The 17,797-nt window shown below is 54.8% G+C and carries 10 protein-coding genes and 1 pseudogene; 6 read left to right on the top strand and 5 right to left on the bottom strand.

Annotation, left to right across the window (positions count from 1 at the left end; translation table 11 throughout):
• Window positions 1-179 precede the first annotated feature (179 nt).
• Window positions 180-1,031 carry a M28 family peptidase gene (locus A8O25_RS14755; RefSeq protein WP_066836216.1) on the top strand — a complete coding sequence of 284 codons (852 nt, stop codon included), beginning with the start codon at window positions 180-182 and terminating at the stop codon, window positions 1,029-1,031.
• Between the two features lie 1,271 nt (window positions 1,032-2,302).
• Here the strand turns inward: A8O25_RS14755 and A8O25_RS14750 are convergent.
• From A8O25_RS14750 to A8O25_RS23260, 4 genes and pseudogenes are all read right to left on the bottom strand, one after another.
• Window positions 2,303-3,361 carry an NAD(P)-dependent alcohol dehydrogenase gene (locus A8O25_RS14750; RefSeq protein WP_066836211.1) on the bottom strand — a complete coding sequence of 353 codons (1,059 nt, stop codon included), beginning with the start codon at window positions 3,359-3,361 and terminating at the stop codon, window positions 2,303-2,305.
• Between the two features lie 300 nt (window positions 3,362-3,661).
• Window positions 3,662-4,597, bottom strand: a complete 936-nt coding sequence (locus tag A8O25_RS14745) for a pyridoxal-phosphate dependent enzyme (RefSeq protein WP_066836209.1) — start codon at window positions 4,595-4,597, stop codon at window positions 3,662-3,664.
• A gap of 1,243 nt (window positions 4,598-5,840) precedes the next feature.
• A pseudogene (locus A8O25_RS14740) lies at window positions 5,841-7,456 on the bottom strand (catalase).
• Between the two features lie 48 nt (window positions 7,457-7,504).
• Window positions 7,505-7,657: a hypothetical protein gene (locus A8O25_RS23260; RefSeq protein ID WP_161947754.1), complete on the bottom strand. Its 153-nt coding sequence runs from the start codon at window positions 7,655-7,657 to the stop codon at window positions 7,505-7,507.
• A gap of 264 nt (window positions 7,658-7,921) precedes the next feature.
• Here A8O25_RS23260 and A8O25_RS14735 point away from each other — a divergent pair, with 264 nt between their 5' ends.
• Both A8O25_RS14735 and A8O25_RS14730 read left to right on the top strand, forming a co-directional pair.
• On the top strand, window positions 7,922-9,373 hold the full coding sequence (locus A8O25_RS14735; protein WP_066836208.1) for an NAD-dependent succinate-semialdehyde dehydrogenase: 1,452 nt from the start codon (window positions 7,922-7,924) through the stop codon (window positions 9,371-9,373).
• 5 nt (window positions 9,374-9,378) lie between these two features.
• The gene (locus A8O25_RS14730) at window positions 9,379-9,669 is read left to right on the top strand and encodes a GNAT family N-acetyltransferase (RefSeq protein WP_066836206.1); all 291 of its coding nucleotides are present in this window, start codon (window positions 9,379-9,381) and stop codon (window positions 9,667-9,669) included.
• A gap of 293 nt (window positions 9,670-9,962) precedes the next feature.
• On the opposite strand, the gene A8O25_RS14725 is transcribed toward A8O25_RS14730, so the two are convergent.
• Entirely contained in the window at window positions 9,963-11,210 is a 1,248-nt protein-coding gene (locus tag A8O25_RS14725) for an exonuclease SbcCD subunit D C-terminal domain-containing protein (protein ID WP_066836257.1), read from the bottom strand.
• A gap of 263 nt (window positions 11,211-11,473) precedes the next feature.
• Here A8O25_RS14725 and A8O25_RS14720 point away from each other — a divergent pair, with 263 nt between their 5' ends.
• From A8O25_RS14720 to A8O25_RS14710, 3 genes are all read left to right on the top strand, one after another.
• Window positions 11,474-13,024 (top strand): amino acid permease, encoded by a 1,551-nt coding sequence (locus A8O25_RS14720; RefSeq protein ID WP_066836203.1) that lies wholly within the window; start codon window positions 11,474-11,476, stop codon window positions 13,022-13,024.
• A 204-nt stretch (window positions 13,025-13,228) separates the two neighbouring features.
• Window positions 13,229-16,279: an amidohydrolase family protein gene (locus A8O25_RS14715; protein WP_066836201.1), complete on the top strand. Its 3,051-nt coding sequence runs from the start codon at window positions 13,229-13,231 to the stop codon at window positions 16,277-16,279.
• A 12-nt stretch (window positions 16,280-16,291) separates the two neighbouring features.
• The gene (locus A8O25_RS14710) at window positions 16,292-17,623 is read left to right on the top strand and encodes an amidohydrolase family protein (RefSeq protein ID WP_241499038.1); all 1,332 of its coding nucleotides are present in this window, start codon (window positions 16,292-16,294) and stop codon (window positions 17,621-17,623) included.
• Window positions 17,624-17,797: the final 174 nt, after the last annotated feature.

Here is a 17,797-nt window from a genome sequence, read left to right as displayed (position 1 = left end):
GGAGGAACGGTCTTCCCCCTCAGGTACGGGGAGGGAAACGGGAAGTTGATTGCCGGTTGGTACTCCCATCTGTTTCCCCAACTGCAAACCGGAGAATATTGAGTATTTATTCGTGGCTGGGCATGGTAACCCCGCTAGGGCGAAACAGTAAAAGGAAGGTAACCAACCTCGCTTCCCCCATGCCTGTTCAACGCGACCGCCTGTACCAAGATGTGCACTACCTCACCACCCTGCACCCGCCCCGCAGCATAGGGCACCCGGCCTCCCTCAGGAAAGCCGCCGCCTACGTGGAACAGGAGTTTTGCAAGCTGAGTGGGCGGGTGAGCAAGCAGGGGCTGCACCAGGGCTTTGAGAATATCATGCTTTCGGCGGGGCCGGAAAAAGGGGAGCGGGTGATTGTGGGGGCGCATTATGACGTGTGCGGTGACACCCCGGGGGCCGATGACAATGCCAGCGCGGTGGCTGGTTTGCTGGAACTGGCGCGGGTGTTGCATGAAGAGCAACCGGAGCTCAAACACCGTATTGACTTTGTGGCCTTCAACTTTGAGGAGCCGCCGTATTTTGCCACCGAGATAATGGGCAGTGCCGTACACGCCGCTTCCCTGAAGCGGGACGAGGTTGACGTACGGCTGATGCTGTGCCTGGAAATGATAGGGTACTTTACAGACAAACCCAACTCGCAGGAGTTCCAGCATGCATCTATGAAAAAAATGTACCCCACCACCGGTAATTTTATTGTGGTGGTGGGCCGGCAGGGGCAGGAGAAGACAGTGCAGCGGGTACAGCAGTTCATGAAAGAACATTCACGCGTTGACGTGCAGTCTATTGCCGCCCCGCCCGACTTGCCCGGCGTTTCGCTGTCTGACCACCGCAACTACTGGGCGCATGGGTACCAGGCGGTCATGATCAATGACACCTCTTTCCTTAGAAACCCCCACTACCACCAGAAAACCGACACCATTGATACCCTTGACTTTAATAGAATGGCGGAAGTGGTGAAAGGCGTGTACGCCGCCATGTTGAACTTTTGAAGTCGGCGGTTTCTGGTTTTGACCTGTTTTGGGAAAAGTAGCCCGAAAACAGAAGTTGGCGCAGACGTTTGCTGGTCTCTGGACGCTCCGGAGGTTTAGAGGTTGTCCTGAGTCTTGAGTCCTGAGTCAAGCATGAGATTTGGCTTCGGTTGGGGAAATAACTTACCATGCGTGAGACCCACCCCAACCCCTCCCGGGAGGGGAGTGATCTAACCTGCGTGGACCGGCAGGTGTCAACATCCCCCTTCGCCCCATTCAAAGGGGGAGTATTGAAGTGAGTCCTGAGTCCTGAGTTCTGAGTCCTTTCTTTTCGCCCTAGGCACTTTAGTACTAATGAAAAAGCTATGCCTGGTCTCGCCGCCGCGCCGCTAGGGCAGGCTGAGAACACCCATCATCAGTAGGCACGCGTCTGGAGACTCACGCCAGCGCGGGAGTATCAGGTAGCGTTAGAAGGCACGGAAGTAACTTCCGCGCCATAGCGAAGCCATAGAGGGCAGAAGTAATGTGAGGCTGCCGCCTCATGGAAGCTGAAAGCTTCCGCCATTATAGGTCCAAGTTGGAAACTTGAACCAGAGAAAGCGGCAGGCAAGCAGCAATAAGTAAGCAAACAAACAACAATGAACAATCAACACTTCTGCTAGTGGCACCTGGGTTAATTAGCACTTCTGCCCCTGGCTGATGTGCGCAGCACGGGCTCGCCTCAGGCTAGCGGAACAGCAGCGGTTATCTGCAGAGGCAGAATGAGCAAGTAAGGAAGTAGCAGGAGAGGAACCTAAACCAGTCCTGGGGGTGAGCGCCTCTGTTAATACGGTGCCGCACCAGCGGCAAGGCCGGAGGGCCTAGTTTTAACAGCAGTGCTCACCGCCAGGACGGGGCCCCGCGGCCGTGAGCGCTTACCGGAGGCAATGCAACAGCAATGGGATTTCGCTCCGGAGCAAACGGGAGAGCCAGGGGAGCAGCAGACTACGCATTGCCACAACAGCAGCAATTAGTCACTAAACCCAGCATCAAAAAGCTCAGCCAAGGCAAACAGCAGACTACACCTTTCTGCAACAGCCATGACAGCCTCAACCAAGCCATGGGAACTTCAGCCTACACATGGCCCCTGCGGCGGCGGCAGATTCAAACTTCTCGCTCAACCATTAGAAAACCTCCGCTACTATGCCCAAAAATCTAACCTGTTTTTGGCTTAGTTTCTGAAAAACAGGCCAAAAACAGCAGCGCCTGCTTCTTTATGAAGCAGGCGCTGCTGTAAAAAATGAATTGATCAATTAAGCATTCACATGCTCCAAGGTAGCCATGTCAATGACAAACCGGTATTTCACATCGCCGGCCAGCATGCGGTCATAGGCGGTGTTGATCTGGTGCATGTCAATGACTTCTACATCAGACAGAATGCCGTGTTCGGCGCAGTAATCCAACATCTCCTGGGTCTCGGCTATGCCGCCAATGAGGGAGCCGGCAATGCTTCTCCGCCCGAAGATCAAGGTGCCGGCATGCAGTTCCGGGGCCTCAGGCGGAACACCTAACAGGATCATGGTGCCGTCTCTTCGCAACAGGCTGGCATACATGTCCAGGCTCACTTTAGCTGAGACGGTGTTGATGATGAAGTCAAAGTAGCCGCGCACCTGCTTCAGAGCCTCCGGGTCTTTGGTAACCACAAATTTGTGGGCTCCCAGAGATTGGGCATCGGCTTCTTTCCCGGGCGAGGTGCTGAGTACGGTCACTTCAGCCCCCATAGAGGCCGCCAGTTTCACGGCCATATGGCCTAGTCCGCCCAGGCCTACCACGGCTACTTTGTGGCCCTGGCTCACATTCCAGTGTCGCAGCGGCGAATACGTGGTGATGCCGGCGCAAAGGAGCGGGGCTACCCGGGCAAGGTCCTGGTCTTCCCTTATCTTAAGGACGAAGTTCTCAGTAACCACCACCTGGTTGGAGTAACCGCCGTAGGTGGGGGTGTCCATGCCTTTCTCTGGGCTGTTGTAGGTGCCGGTGAAGCCTTGCTCGCAGTACTGCTCCAGCCCCTCATGGCAGCTGGGGCAGGTCTGGCAGGAGTCTACCATGCAGCCTACCCCGGCCAGGTCGCCCACTTTGAATTTCTGCACGTGGTCCCCCACTTTGGTGATGCGGCCTACAATCTCGTGGCCAGGTACTACCGGATATTGGGTACCGCCCCATTCGGCCTTGGCCGTGTGCAGGTCTGAGTGGCACACGCCACAGAACAGGATCTCAATGAGAACGTCATGCGGCCCTACTTCGCGGCGGTTGAAATTAAAGGGAGCCAGCGGCTGGTTTGGGTCATAAGCGGCGTATCCTTTGGTTTCTATCATAGTTTTGTGTTTTAGATTAGATCAAGGTTGAATTCAGTAGTACGAAAGATGCCTTCCTAAAGGGCAAAAAATGGTTTAAATACAGCGGTGGGTGAAGTGGGGTGGGGTCTTGTGTTGAGCATGGGGTTAGCTGTCTTTTTCACTCAGAATCAATTGACGAAGAACCTGTGGTTGCTATTTGTGTCGCCATGGCGCTGCTGTTCTGCTCCAAAATTCTTTGCCAGAACCGCCCGCTGGTAAGTATGGCCCGCAAACTCAAAAGTGAAACGGGCGCTGAAAAGTGTTTTTTTGAAATCAGGCTCAAAACGGAAGATTCTTCAGGTCTACATTTCCGCCGGAGAGCAGCACGCCTATCTTCTGGCCCTTGAACTCATCTTTCTCCCGCAGCAGGGCCGCCAACGCCACGGCGCTGGAAGGTTCAATAATCACCTTCAGACGTTCCCAGAGCAGGCGCATGGCAGCGGTGATTTCGGCTTCCTCTACCCGAATGATTCTGGTGACATGTTCTTTGATCACGGGAAAGTTAATATCCCCCAACTGGGTGCGCAGGCCATCAGCTATGGTGTGAGTGGTATCGTTCGTTTCAAGCTGGCCACTGAGGAGCGAGCGGTATGCATCATCAGCGCCGAAGGGTTCACCCCCAATGACCTGGCAGTCCTTCCCAAAATAATGGGCCGCCAGGGCTGTGCCGGCAATGAGTCCGCCGCCGCCCACGGGAGAGAAGAGGTAGGCGAGGTCTGGCTGCTCCTCCAGCAGTTCCAGCGCCGCCGTTCCCTGCCCCAGAATCACCTCGCGGTCGTTTGACGGATGAAGGAAGTAAGCCCCTTTTTCCTGTTCCACCTGCGCCGCCCGCTCTTCCCGGGCAATGGGGGTAGAGGCGCATTCAATAATCTCTCCCCCGTAGCTACGCACGGCGTCTTTTTTCACCTGCGGTGCATTCTGAGGCATGACAATGTAAGCTTTCACGCCAATGCTTTGCGCGGCCAGGGCCAGTGCCTGCGCAAAGTTCCCTGAGGAATGGGTCACCACGCCCCGGGATTTCTGCTCCTCAGACAGCTGCAGGACCGCGTTTACGGCTCCCCGCATTTTGAAGGCCCCCATGCGCTGGAAATTCTCACATTTAAAATACAGTTCTGCCCCGGCAATCTCATTGAGAAGCCGGGAGGTCAGTACCGGGGTGCGGTGGATGTAGGGTTTTATTCTGCGGTGGGTTGCGGTGAGGTCCTGTTTTTGCATGGGTGGAGCTGTTTCTTGTACAAAGGAAACGATTTTGCTTCATTTTTAGGAGCTTCTTTCTTGGAGGAAACTTGCTCTGTTGCCTTGGCCGTGCGGTGGAAAGCAGGGCTTCTAAAGCTTTTCTGTTTTATTGTTGTTGCAGCAGGTGTAGGAATGCGTGGTTTGCTGTTTCCCTTGCCTTTGCCGCTTGCTGCAGTGCCGTTATTTTAGGAATACGTGGTCTGCTGTTCCCTTGGCTGGGCTGCTGCCGTAGTCTGCTGTTTCCCCAGGCTTTGGCGTTTGCTCCGGAGCGAAATCCCATTGCTGTTTCATTGCCTCTGGTAAGCGCTCACGGCCGCGGGGCCCCGTCCTGGGGGTGAGCACTGCTGTTAAAACTAGGCCCTCCGGCCTTGCCGCTAAAGCGGCACCGTATTAACAGAGGCGCTCACCGCCAGGACTGGTTTAGGTTCCTCTCCTTCTATTGCTTTTCTTGATGTAGATTGCTTGCATGTAAGTGCTGTAGTTCCGCTAGCCTGAGACGAGCCCGTGCTGCGCACATCAGTCAGAGCAGAAGTGTTGATTCTTCATTGCTGCTTGTTTGCTTATTGCTGCTTGTTTGCCGCTTTCTCTGGTTCAAGTTTCCAACTTGGACCTATGATAGCGGAAGCTTCCAGCTTCCATGAGGCGGCAGCTTCACATTACCTCTGCCCTTCTATAGCTCTCTCTTCTGCCTCTCTATGGCGCGGAAGATACTTCCGTGCCTTCTATACTCACGCGCTGGCGTGAGTCTCCAGACTCGTGCCTACTGATGATGGGCGGTCTCTGGCTGCCCTCGCGGCGCGGCGGCGAGACCAGGCGTAGCTGCTTCATTCGTACTAAAGTGCCTAGGGCGAAAAGAAAGGACTCAGGACTCAAGACTCAGGACTCACTCCGATACTCCCCCTTTGAAGGGGGCGAAGGGGGATGTTGACACCTGCTGTTCCGCGCAGGCCAGATCACTCCCCTCCCTGGAGGGGCTGGGGTGGGCTCCATTACGCATGCCTGACTATGACACAGGCTACTACTTTACCGCCTGCTCCAAAGACCTCGTTGCACCTAGAGGACCTGCAAACGTCTGCGCCAGTTTCTGTTTTGGAGCTGTTTTTAGAAAAACAGCTCCAAAACAGAAGTTTGATTATATGTAAAGGAGGCTTCTTTTTTACAGCTTTATCTCACAAAAAAAGCCACCCCGGGAGGAGTGGCTTTTGAAGGGAACCAATAGAAATTAATAGGGTTTCGCAGAGTGGGAATTATTTTTGGCGTCTTCCACTCCTTCTTTAGGGGAGGTGGCGCCGCTAGGGCCTTTGTCCTCCATAGACTTGGAGGTCTTGGCCAACCCTTCTCTAACCCGGCGGCCGTAGTCCTCATCGGCTAGGGTGAAGTGCTCAATCATCTTCTCCTGAATACGCTTATCAGCGGTAGCCAGGGTGTTGACCAGGTTGTTGATGAGGTCATCCCGCTCCCAGTCTTCAAAGTTGCGGTAGGTTTCACCGGCCTGCTTGAAGTCATTGGTGCGGTCAATCTTCTGGTGCACCAGATTGGCGGCTTCGTAGCGGGGGGCGTAGTCTTTGCCTGCGGGCGTGGCCTCTTTCAAACCGCCCAGGAAAGTGGGCTCATAGTTGATGTGCGGGTTTTGGCCTTCGGCGAAGTCGGTGTGAAACGACATCTGGCCGCCTCTCTGGTTGGTGGCCACGTGCGTTTTAGGCGCGTTGATGGGCAACTGCAGATAGTTGGGGCCCACGCGGTAGCGCTGGGTGTCTGAGTAGGAGAAGGTACGGCCCTGCAGCATTTTGTCATCTGAGAACGCCAGCCCGTCAACTAAAACGCCGGTTCCAAAGGCAGACTGCTCTACTTCATTGAAGTAGTCAACCGGGTTGCGGTTCAGGGTCATCTTGCCCACCGGCAGGAACGGAAACTGATCTACCGGCCACAGTTTGGTGTCATCCAGCGGGTCAAAGTCCAGTTCAGGGTGATCATCATCGCTCATGATCTGCACGCACAGTTCCCATTCCGGATAGTTTCCTTCCTTGATGGCTTCAAACAGATCTTGGGTGGCGTGGTTGAAGTTTTTGCCCTGAATGGCCTCAGCCTCTGCCTGGGTCAGGTTTTTGATACCCTGTAACGGTTCCCAGTGGTATTTCACCAGCACAGACTCCCCGTCTTTGTTGTACCATTTATAGGTGTTCACGCCTGAACCCTGCATCTGGCGGTAGTTGGCCGGAATGCCCCACGGCGAAAACAGGAATGTGGCCATATGCGTGGCCTCTGGCGTGTTGGCAATGAAGTCAAAGATACGCTCGCCGCTCTGGATGTTGGTCACCGGGTCTGGCTTCTGCGAGTGGATCAGGTCCGGGAACTTCATGGCGTCTCTGATGAAGAAGATCTTCAGGTTGTTCCCTACCAGGTCCCAGTTACCGTCTTCGGTGTAGAATTTCACCGCAAACCGCGCGGGTCTCGCAGGGTTTCAGGGGAGTGACCGCCGTGGCCAACTGTTGAGAAGCGCACAAACACAGGCGTCTGCTTTCCTTTCTCCTGGAACAGTTTGGCGCGGGTGTACTTGGCAATAGGCTCATCCCCAACTTTCCCGTAGGCTTCAAACACCCCATGTGCCCCGGCCCCGCGGGCGTGCACCACGCGCTCAGGAATCCGCTCACGGTCAAAATGAGAGATCTTCTCAATGAAGGAATAGTTTTCCAGCGTGGCCGGGCCCCGGTTCCCCAGGGTCCTGATGTTCTGGTTGTCGGTTACCGGGTGGCCCTGGCGGGTGGTAAGGGTATTGTTTCCCTCGCCGTTGCCGTTCTGCGACTGGCCGTTGTTAGGTTGGTTTTTGTCGTTCACCATACAATAGATGTGTTTGAGGATGAATGAAAGTGTATTTACGTACGCGACTTAAGCATTTGCAAAACCAAAGGCCGTGTCCTGAAAGGGGGCTCTGGCAAAGACGAATGGGGGGCGTTGCTGCCCCAGCTGCTCTTTCTTATACTCAAAGGTCTGGGGTTTGTTACTATCAATCAAATCAATAATGATTATATAGTTATTCATTTTGTCTATAATGTATTCTGATAGACTGACCTTCTAGGGTAAGATAGGGGAAACAACGGTAGAACGCAAAAGCAGGGAAGGGAAATTGAGGGGAAGTGGTGCGGTTCAACGTTCAGAGTTATACCAGTAATACTGTTTTGGGGCTGTTTTTTAAAAAATAGCTCTAAAACGTTACGCTACTTTAGCTGTCACCGTTTAGATTAGGACCCAACCCGCTCCAGTTCCTAAAGGAGCAAGTGCTGGAACTTTGATGACAACCTACCTATGAAAGAAACCAATCTGCTTAAAAACCAGGCATACATCAACGGCATCTGGACCGGTGCCGCCTCCGGGAAAACTTTTGAAGTCACCAATCCCGCCACCGGCGAAGTCATTGCCACGGTACCAGACCTGGACCGCTCTGATGTTCAAAAAGCCATTGATGCCGCTTCTGCCGCCTGGCCTGCCTACCGGGACCGGACGGCCAAAGAACGCGCTGCCCTGCTGCGGCGGTGGTATGACTTGATGGTAGAGCACAAGGAGGAACTGGCCTACCTGATGACCATTGAATCTGGCAAAGTGATGACTGAGAGCCTGGGTGAGGTACAGTACGGGGCCTCCTTTATTGAGTGGTTCTCTGAAGAGGCCAAACGCGCCTACGGCGATGTGATTCCGGCCCACTCCAAAGACCGCCGCCTGGTGGTGATCAAACAATCTATTGGGGTGGTGGCCGCCATTACGCCCTGGAACTTCCCGCTGGCCATGATCACCAGAAAGGTGGGGCCGGCCCTGGCCGCCGGCAGCCCGGTAGTGGTGAAGGTGCCGTCAGAAACCCCCCTGACCGGTTTGGCCATTGCGTACCTGGCTGAGCAAGCGGGCTTCCCCAAAGGCGTGTACAACACCGTGACCTCGGCTAACAGCAGCGAGGTGGGCAAGGAGCTGTGTGAGAACAAGAAGGTGCGGAAACTGTCGTTCACCGGCTCTACCCCCGTAGGCAAAATCCTGATGGAGCAGAGCGCCTCTTCGCTCAAGAAACTGTCTTTGGAGCTGGGCGGCAATGCCCCGTTTATTGTCTTTGAAGATGCTGACCTGGAGGCGGCGGTGCAGGGGGCGCTGGTGTCTAAGTTCCGGCACAACGGGCAAACCTGCGTCTGCGTGAACCGCATTCTGGTGCAGGAGGGCGTGTATGAGGCGTTTGTGGAGAAGTTTACGCAGGCGGTGCGGGGCTTAAAAACCGGGAACGTGCTAGACAAAGAGGTGCAGGTGGGGCCGCTGATTCACCAGAAGGCGCTGAAAAAGGTGCAGGAGCACATCCAGGATGCCGTTCAAAAAGGGGCCACCGTCACCACCGGCGGTGAAAAGATAGAGGGGCTGTTCTTCCAGCCCACCGTTCTGGCCAATGCCACCCCAGCTATGCTCATTGCGCGCGAAGAGGTGTTTGGGCCGGTGGCGCCTATCTTCCGGTTCAAAACCGAGGAGGAAGCCATCCAGATGGCCAATGACACCGAGTACGGACTGGCCTCCTATTTTTACAGCCGCGATGTGAACCGGTGCTGGCGCGTGGCCGAAGCCCTGGAATACGGCATGGTGGGCATCAATGAAGGGCTCATCTCTACTGAGCTGGCCCCGTTTGGGGGCATCAAGGAAAGCGGTTTTGGGCGCGAAGGCTCTAAATATGGCATGGACTACTTCATGGAAATTAAATACCTTTGCTTTGGAGGGGTAGCTAAACAATAAAGCCAATGAACTCAATTACATACATTCCCCAGGACAAAGACGCCTTTGCCCTGGAAGAAAACGGTGAGCGTATTGCTGAAATGATCGTGGATATCAAGAATGGCGTGCTGTCTGTTTACCACACCGGCGTTTTGGAAAGCGCCCAGGGCCGCGGCGTGGGAACCAGCCTCATTGATGCCATGGTGGCCCACGCCCGTGAGCACCAGCTCAAAGTCTTCACCTTTTGCCCCTTTGTAAAAAGGCATTTCCAGCGGCACGCCTTTGAGTATGCAGATGTGTGGCTGAAGGAAGAATAGCCATGTTATTCTCTTCTTTTCTGTTTTGGGGCTGTTTTCAGAAAAACAGCCCCAAAACAGAAAAGAAGAGAAAGGCAATCACCGCGCCCGTACTCCGTTTGGGCACACAATGATCTTCTGAGTGGAGGGATAAAACAGGTTACCAGGAGCTCTGGCAAATGGCGCACTGGCGCCGCACGCCCAGGTCTGGAAGACACTGAGAGGGCTTGTAAACGGGAAAGTTCTGGTGTCTTGAGGAAAGCCGTTTTTGACCTGTTTTCAGAAAAACAGCCCGAAAACAGGAATCCAGGGTGTCAGGCAAGCGCATGGCGCACGGGCTCCTCCTCTTCTTTCTGCGGCATAAGCTCCAGCAGTTCATCAAAGGTGCTCAGCAGATCTTGATACGTCTCCAGATCCAGCGCCTCTTCGCATTTCTTCAGGAAAACCTCTTTGGGCTTGAGGTCAGCCAAATCCTGCTCAGGCGCAATTTGCTGGTCAAGGCTTTGGGTGGAAATAGTACGCTGTGGGCGGTGAATGAGCAGCTGCACGTTGGGTTGCAGGGAAAACGCCTCCTGCAGCTTGGCCGTCTGTTCATGCAGGTTGTGTTCATACTGGAGCTGCACTTCGGCCCAGGCCGGGTAGGCCATGCCGCTGTTGTCAAAAGCCAGGATTTTGGGGAATACTTCTTCAATCGTACCCTTGAAACGCACCAGTTTACGCCAGCAGGGAACGGGTTTCTCATGAAGGCGGGCAAGTTTTCCGTCTTCAATATCAAGAATCACCACCTGCTTCTTATCTGTCACCTCTGAAAAACTCAATGGGATGGGGGAGCCGCTGTAGCGGATGTGCGGCAGCTTGTTTACCACCTGCGGGCGGTGCAGGTGCCCCAAGGCCACATAGTCAAACTCTGCCGGGAACTGGTCTCCCGCAATCTGGCCTAGGTTGCCCACATGAATCTCCTTCTCACTGTCTGAGGCGCTGCTGCCCGCGGCGAACAAATGCCCCGTGGCTAAGACAGGAATGCCTTGCTGCTTATACTCTTGTATGAGCGGCACCAGCTGGGCGTAGTGGTCGCAGATGCCCTGTTTGAGGCGGGCTTCGCGCTCCTCAGCTGTTTCACCCGGCACCGAGAGCCGCACATCCTTGTCGCGCAGGAACGGCACGGCACACACTACCAGCTGCGGTTGGCCGTCTGCCCCAGCAATGGCTATGACCTGGTCTTTGCAGTCAGCGGGGGCGCCGCCTACCACGTGCACCTTGTAGTGGCGCAGCAGGTCTGCGGGGGCGTTGAGGGTAGAGACAGAGTCATGGTTGCCCCCAATGATCACTACCTCCTGGCAGCAGGTGTCTTTGACCTCGCGCAGGAAATCATAGTAGAGCTTGAGGGCGGTGTTGGAGGGGAAGCCGGTGTCAAACACGTCTCCGGCCATGAGCAGCAGGTCAATTTTCTCGTCACAGATGGTCTGGCAGAGCCAGTTCAGGAAAAGCCGGTGCTCCTCGGTGCGTTCCTGGTTGGCCAACCGCTGCCCCAAATGCCAATCTGCCGTGTGTAATACCCTCATGCCGCTGCTGTCATGGTTTGTTTCCCCGAAGATACAAAAGCCCTCCCAATTGTGGTGCCTGGCCGTGCTGCGGAATTCTGTTTTTGGCTTATTTTTATAATAACAGGTTAAAAACAGGGGGGCGGGGGAGTTGGGCAGGTGCCAGAAAATAGCGGCCAAAAGCCGCCGCCTGCATGGCTTCTACCGAAAAGTACTTATATTAGCCCCTTCAAGCCTTCTTACAAACGAACTAAAAACAAACTATCCCTAACTTTTTCGCATTTATGGCAAACCAACTTTTCGCCAGGAAGTCCATAGACAAACTGAGCGCAGACGCCTTCCTTGAGGGGGAACATAACCTTAAACGCACACTTGGCCCCGGGAACCTGGTAGCGCTGGGAATTGGGGCTATCATTGGGACGGGAATCTTTGTGCTGACCGGTAGCGCCGCCGCCCAATACACCGGACCCGCTATCATTCTGGCGTTCATTTTAGCCGGTATTGGCTGTGCGTTTGCCGGTCTTTGCTACGCTGAGTTTGCCTCTATGATTCCTATTGCCGGCTCTGCCTACACCTACGGCTATGCCACACTGGGGGAGTTCATTGCCTGGATCATTGGCTGGGATCTGATTCTGGAATACCTTTTTGGGGCCGCCACGGTGGCGGTGGGGTGGTCTGGGTACGTGGTGTCCTTCCTTCGGGACCTAAATATTAACATTCCGCCAGAGTGGTCAAATGCGGCCGGGGTGGAGATGGTGCAGCTGCCGGGCACAAATTCCTGGGTGCGTATTACAGAACAGCTGTCTGCCTCTCTGCTGGAACAAGGCATTGACATTGCCACGTTGCCCCACGCCACCGGTGTGTTTAACCTGGTAGCGGCAGTGGCTATTGCTTTGGTAACCATTTTGCTGGTGCGCGGCATGAGTGAATCTGCCAGATTCAACAACGTTGCCGTTATCATTAAGGTAGGGGTGGTGATCCTGTTCATTCTGGCGGGTGCCAAATACCTGCTGGGGCACCCAGAGGAAGCTTCTGCCAACTGGACCCCGTTCCTGCCTGAGAACAAAGGTGGTTTTGGGGAGTATGGCTGGAGTGGGGTGATCAGAGCCGCCGGGGTGATTTTCTTTGCCTACATTGGCTTTGATGCCGTTTCTACCACTGCCCAGGAGGCGAAGAATCCGCAGAAAGACATGCCTATCGGTATTTTGGGTTCTTTGGTGGTGTGTACCATTCTCTACATTCTGGTGTCTGGTATCCTGACCGCCATGGTGCACTACAGCCAACTGAACGTGGCTGAGCCTATTGCCGTGGGTATTGAGAAAACTGGCTATACCTTTTTGCGGGATATGATCAAGATTGGCGCCATTGCCGGTCTGTCATCTGTCATGCTGGTGATGTTGATGAGCCAGCCGCGTATTTTCTTTACCATGGCCAATGACGGCCTGCTTCCTCCTATCTTCGGGAAACTGCACCCTAAGTTCAAAACCCCGCACGTAAGTACTATTCTTACCGGTATCATCTGTGCCATTGTAGCCGGGGCGTTCTCTGTAGATGAACTGGGGCACCTGGTGTCTATTGGAACCCTGCTGGCGTTTGTGATTGTGTGTGCCGGGGTTTGGTACCTGCGCGTAAAAGAGCCTAACCGTCCGCGTCCGTTCAAAACCCCGCTGGTGCCGTTGGTGCCTATTTTGGGTATTCTGGTATGTGTGGGCATGATGGCCGGTCTGCCGGCCGAAACCTGGTACCGTCTCCTGGGCTGGATGGCCATTGGTGTTGTGATTTACTTCACGTATGGCAAGAAGCACAGCGTGATCCGGAAGGAAAACAACCTGTAGTTTCTTCTCAACCTGTAATTTGAAAGCCCGCTGCCCCTAAGGCAGCGGGCTTTTTTTGTGTCATTCTACCGGGCTGTTTTTGGCCTGTTTTTCTGAAAACAGGCAAGAACAGAGATTGTGGGGTAGGGTCTTTTTTTTAGGCGGTTGCTTTCGTACTTTCCGTGCTTCAAACTATCACCAGACCCTACAAACATTACTAAACCCATGAAGAAAATTGTTCTCTCCGTACTGGCGGTGGCGGCGCTGTCGCTGCAGGGCCGGGCGCAGGAGACGTACCCGCGCAATGGGGTGTATGATGAGCGCACCGGCCTGAGGGCGTTCACCAATGCCACCATCTATGTGGACTACCAAACCAAACTTGAAAACGCCACGCTGGTCATCAAAGACGGCAAAGTGGCGGCTGTAGGCACCAAAGTGTCTATTCCCAGGGGAGCCATGGTCACTGACCTGAAAGGCAAAACCATCTACCCCGGCTTTGTAGACCCGTACAGCAATTATGGCCTGCCTGCCGTGAGCCGTCAGGCGGTGAGCTACGGCAGTCCGCCGCAGGCCGAGTCTAAGAAAGAGGGAGCCTACAACTGGAACCAGGCCATTAGGCCAGAAATCAACGCGGTAGAGCTGTTCAAGGTAGACAACAAGGCCGCTGATGACCTGAGAAAGCTGGGCTACGGCGCGGTACTCTCTGTGCACCAGGACGGAATTGCCCGCGGAACGGCGGCTTTGGTCTCCTTGGCCAACAAGCGCGAAAACCAGGTGATCCTGCTGGACAAAGCCGCCAGTGCCCTGTCTTTTGACCGCGGCTCCTCTACCCAAGAATACCCTAACTCCCTGATGGGGGCCATTGCCCTTTTGCGCCAGACGTATCTGGATGCGCAGTGGAATCTGCAGAACCCAGACAAGGAGCAGAACCTTTCCCTCAAAGCATTCACAGAGGCCAACCGCCTGCCGCAGATCTTTGAGGTGAGCAACAAGTTGAATGCGGTCAGGGCAGACAAGGTGGGTGATGAGTTTGGGTACCAGTACATCTTCAAAGGCAACGGAGATGAGTACCAGATGCTCCCGGAGATCAAGAACACCAAGGCCCCGTTCATTCTGAGTCTGAACTTCCCAGACCCTTACAATGTAGAAGACCCGTATGAAACCCGCCGCATTGAGCTGGATGACCTCAAACATTGGGAAATGGCCCCGGCCAACGCGGCTATTTTGGCCAAAGAAGGCGTGACCATTGCCTTTACCTCGGCTGACCTGCGGGATAAAAGTAAGTTTTTGGCGAACCTCCGCAAGGCGGTTCAGCACGGGCTGCCTGAGCCGGAGGCGCTAAAGGCATTGACCTTGACCCCGGCACGGCTGGTAAAGGCTGAGAAATATGTGGGCTCGCTGCAGGAAGGCAGGCAGGCAAACTTTGTGGTGACTTCTGGTTCCCTGTTTGACCCTGCTACCTTGCTGCTCACCAACTGGGTGCAGGGGCAGGAGTACAGAATCAGCGAGACGCCGGCAGATTTCAGGGGCGTGTACACCTTGAAGATTGGGGCCCAGCCAGACCGGAAACTGATTATTTCGGGCACGCCCGAAAAGCCAGACTTAAAAGTGGTAGCCCCAGACACCATCAAAGGCTCTCTGACCATGAGCGGCGAGATGCTCACCTTTGCATTTGCCCCGGCTAAGAACAGCAAAGAAAACATACGGCTGACCGGCTGGTACACGGGTAAGAGTTTTCAGGGGGAGGCGCAGCTGCCAGACGCCCAGATGGTGAAATGGACAGCGCTTTTGTCTGAGGCGGCCACCCAGCAGGCCAAACGTGACTCTGCCAGGACCAAAGCCAGTGACCCGTTGCAGCTGGGCAGCATGGTCTACCCATTTGCCGCCTTTGGGCGCACAGCTCTGCCCAAAGCAGAAACCGTACTCATCAAAAATGCCACCGTCTGGACCAATGAGAAGGAAGGCAAGCTGGAGAACGCAGACGTGTTGCTGCGCGATGGCAAGATTGCGCAGGTGGGGAAGAACCTGAACGCCAGCGGGGCCAAGGTGATTGACGGAACCGGAAAACATGTCACCCCTGGTATCATTGACGAGCACTCCCATATTGCCTTAGACGGCGTGAACGAAGGTACCCAGGCGGTAACCGCTGAGGTGCGCATGGCTGATGTGGTGAACCATGAGCAGGTGAACATCTACCGCCAGTTGGCCGGCGGCGTGACTACGTCGCAGTTATTACACGGTTCAGCCAACCCTATTGGCGGGCAGAGTGCCATTATTAAATTACGCTGGGGGCAGGCGCCGGAGAAACTCATGTTTGAGGGCGCAGACCCGTTCATCAAATTCGCCCTGGGCGAAAACGTGAAACACTCCAACCGGTCTCCCGTGTACAACGTGCGGTTTCCGCAGACCCGCATGGGCGTGGAGCAGGTGATGGTAGATGCCTTCCAACGGGCAAAGGAATACCAGAAAGCCTGGGGTGACTACCACCAGCTCTCCAAATCTAAGAAAGCCAAAACCGCCGCACCGCGCCGTGATCTGGAGCTGGAGGCGCTGGTGGAGATCCTGAATGACAAGCGCTTCATCACGTGCCACTCCTATGTGCAGTCTGAGATCAACATGCTCATGAAAGTGGCAGACCAGATGGGGTTCAGGGTGAACACCTTTACCCACATTCTGGAAGGCTACAAAGTGGCAGACAAGATGAAGGCCCGTAACATAGGCGCTTCTACCTTCTCTGACTGGTGGGCCTATAAAATGGAGGTGAAAGATGCCATTCCGTACAACGCGGCCATCATGCACAACGTGGGTGTGACCACGGCCATTAACTCAGATGACGCTGAGATGGCCCGCCGCCTGAACCAGGAAGCCGCCAAGACCATCAAGTACGGCGGTGTTTCTGAAGAGGACGCCCTGAAAATGGTGACCCTGAACCCGGCTAAACTGCTGCACCTGGACAACCGCGTAGGCAGCCTGAAACCCGGCAAAGACGCTGATGTGGTGATTTGGAACGAACACCCGCTCTCTATTTACGCGCGCCCTGAGAAGACCTTTGTAGACGGCATTGCCTACTTTGACCTGGAAACAGACAAAGCCTTGCAGGAGGCACAGGAGAAGGAGCGTCTGCGGTTGATCAACAAGATGCTAGCCGCCAAAGCCAAAGGGGAGAAGACGCAGTCGGCCCCATCCGGCCGCCGCTTTGGGCAGGTACTGCATTGTGAAGATGTAGACAATGGCGCTGAGGAAGTACTGTATGAGTCTGAGTACGGTCAGAAATAAGGAGGCAACCACATGAACTTGATATACAACTCCGTGGAGACAACATATAAAATGAGAAAGGCGGCGCTGCTCTTTGCTGCGCTGCTGACAGGGGCAACCGCCTGGGCGCAGGTTCCGGTGCCAGCAGCTAAGCAAACAAAGGCGGTGGCGGTAACCGGTGCCACCCTGCACGTTGGCAACGGGCAGGTGGTGGAGAAAGCTACCGTTGCTTTTGAAAACGGTAAAATCACCTACGCCGGCCCGGCGTCTGGTTTTAAAGCCGCAGGCACCGCCTATGAAACCATTAACGCAGCCGGTAAACATATCTATCCAGGCCTGATTCAGCCCAACAGCCAGATTGGCCTGGTAGAGATTGAGTCAGTGCGGGCTACCCTAGACCAGCAGGAGGTAGGGCTGCTGAACCCTAATGTGCGGTCAGTAGTGGCGTATAACACAGATTCAGACATTGTTCCTACGTTGCGCAACAACGGCGTTCTCCTGGCGCAGGTGACCCCGGTGGGAGGGTTGATCTCTGGTTCTTCTTCTGTGGTACAGCTAGATGCCTGGAACTGGGAAGACGCCGTGGTGAAAGCAGACGGAGGGCTGCATTTGCGCTGGCCGGCCATGTTGCAGAGCGGCGATACAAGCCCCGCGGCGGCACAACGCAAGCAGGCCCGGCAGCAAGGGTTGCAGGAGTTAGAGACGCTTCTGGCAGATGCCTCTGTGTACAAGCAGCAGGCGCGGGAGAAGGAGAACCTGAAACTGGCCTCTTTGACCGGCTTGTTTGACGGCAGCAAAAAACTCTTCCTTCATGTGAACTACGGCAAGGAGATGGTAGAAGCGGTACGGTTCGCCCAGAAGGCAGGCATCAAGAACATGGTGATAGTGGGCGGGGCAGATGCGCTGGTGGTGTCTGACTTCCTGAAGGAGAATAACATTCCGGTGATTTATTCTGGTGTGCATGCCTTGCCTGCCCGTGCCGGAGATGACGTCTACCTGCCGTACAAGATGCCGGGCCTTCTGCACCAAGCCGGCATTCTCTTCTGCCTGGACTATGACGCCAGCCTGCACGGGACCCGTAACCTTCCGTTCATTGCCGGAACCGCCGTGGCTTTTGGGCTGCCTAAGGAACAGGCGCTGGCCTCAGTGAGCTATAATGCCGCCAAGATTCTAGGGGTTGAGGACAAAGTGGGGTCCATAGAAGTGGGGAAAGAGGCTACCTTGGTCGTGTCTGAGGGAGACCTGCTGGACATGCGCACCAACAAAGTGAGCCACGCCTTTATTCAAGGCCGCCAATTGAACCTCACGGATAAGCAGCAGTACCTGTATCAGAAGTTTAACGGTAAATACAACCAAGGGGAGTAATTTCCTGCAACCCCTTATCTAAGGAAGAGCCACCTGCAAGCAGGTGGCTCTTCCTGTTTTAGGCCTGTTTTTCAGCAATACTTCGGACAGTTTATGCTGCGATTCTGCCGAAGTTAAGGACACAGTCTGTTTTGTCCTTGTTATTTAAGTGGCTTTTGTCAAAACCGAACACGG

Source organism: Rufibacter ruber, from assembly GCF_001647275.1.
Classification (GTDB): domain Bacteria; phylum Bacteroidota; class Bacteroidia; order Cytophagales; family Hymenobacteraceae; genus Nibribacter; species Nibribacter ruber_C.
The sequence above is the reverse complement of the archived record's forward strand: the minus strand, read 5'-3'. Positions and strand labels throughout refer to the sequence as shown.

Excerpts from the sequence above, each read along its gene's own strand:
- A8O25_RS14755 (WP_066836216.1), top strand. The coding sequence starts at position 180 with ATGCCTGTTCAACGCGACCGCCTGTACCAAGATGTGCACTACCTCACC.
- A8O25_RS14750 (WP_066836211.1), bottom strand. The coding sequence starts at position 3,361 with ATGATAGAAACCAAAGGATACGCCGCTTATGACCCAAACCAGCCGCTG.
- A8O25_RS14745 (WP_066836209.1), bottom strand. The coding sequence starts at position 4,597 with ATGCAAAAACAGGACCTCACCGCAACCCACCGCAGAATAAAACCCTAC.
- A8O25_RS23260 (WP_161947754.1), bottom strand. The coding sequence starts at position 7,657 with ATGAATAACTATATAATCATTATTGATTTGATTGATAGTAACAAACCC.
- A8O25_RS14735 (WP_066836208.1), top strand. The coding sequence starts at position 7,922 with ATGAAAGAAACCAATCTGCTTAAAAACCAGGCATACATCAACGGCATC.
- A8O25_RS14730 (WP_066836206.1), top strand. The coding sequence starts at position 9,379 with ATGAACTCAATTACATACATTCCCCAGGACAAAGACGCCTTTGCCCTG.
- A8O25_RS14725 (WP_066836257.1), bottom strand. The coding sequence starts at position 11,210 with ATGAGGGTATTACACACGGCAGATTGGCATTTGGGGCAGCGGTTGGCC.
- A8O25_RS14720 (WP_066836203.1), top strand. The coding sequence starts at position 11,474 with ATGGCAAACCAACTTTTCGCCAGGAAGTCCATAGACAAACTGAGCGCA.
- A8O25_RS14715 (WP_066836201.1), top strand. The coding sequence starts at position 13,229 with ATGAAGAAAATTGTTCTCTCCGTACTGGCGGTGGCGGCGCTGTCGCTG.
- A8O25_RS14710 (WP_241499038.1), top strand. The coding sequence starts at position 16,292 with ATGAACTTGATATACAACTCCGTGGAGACAACATATAAAATGAGAAAG.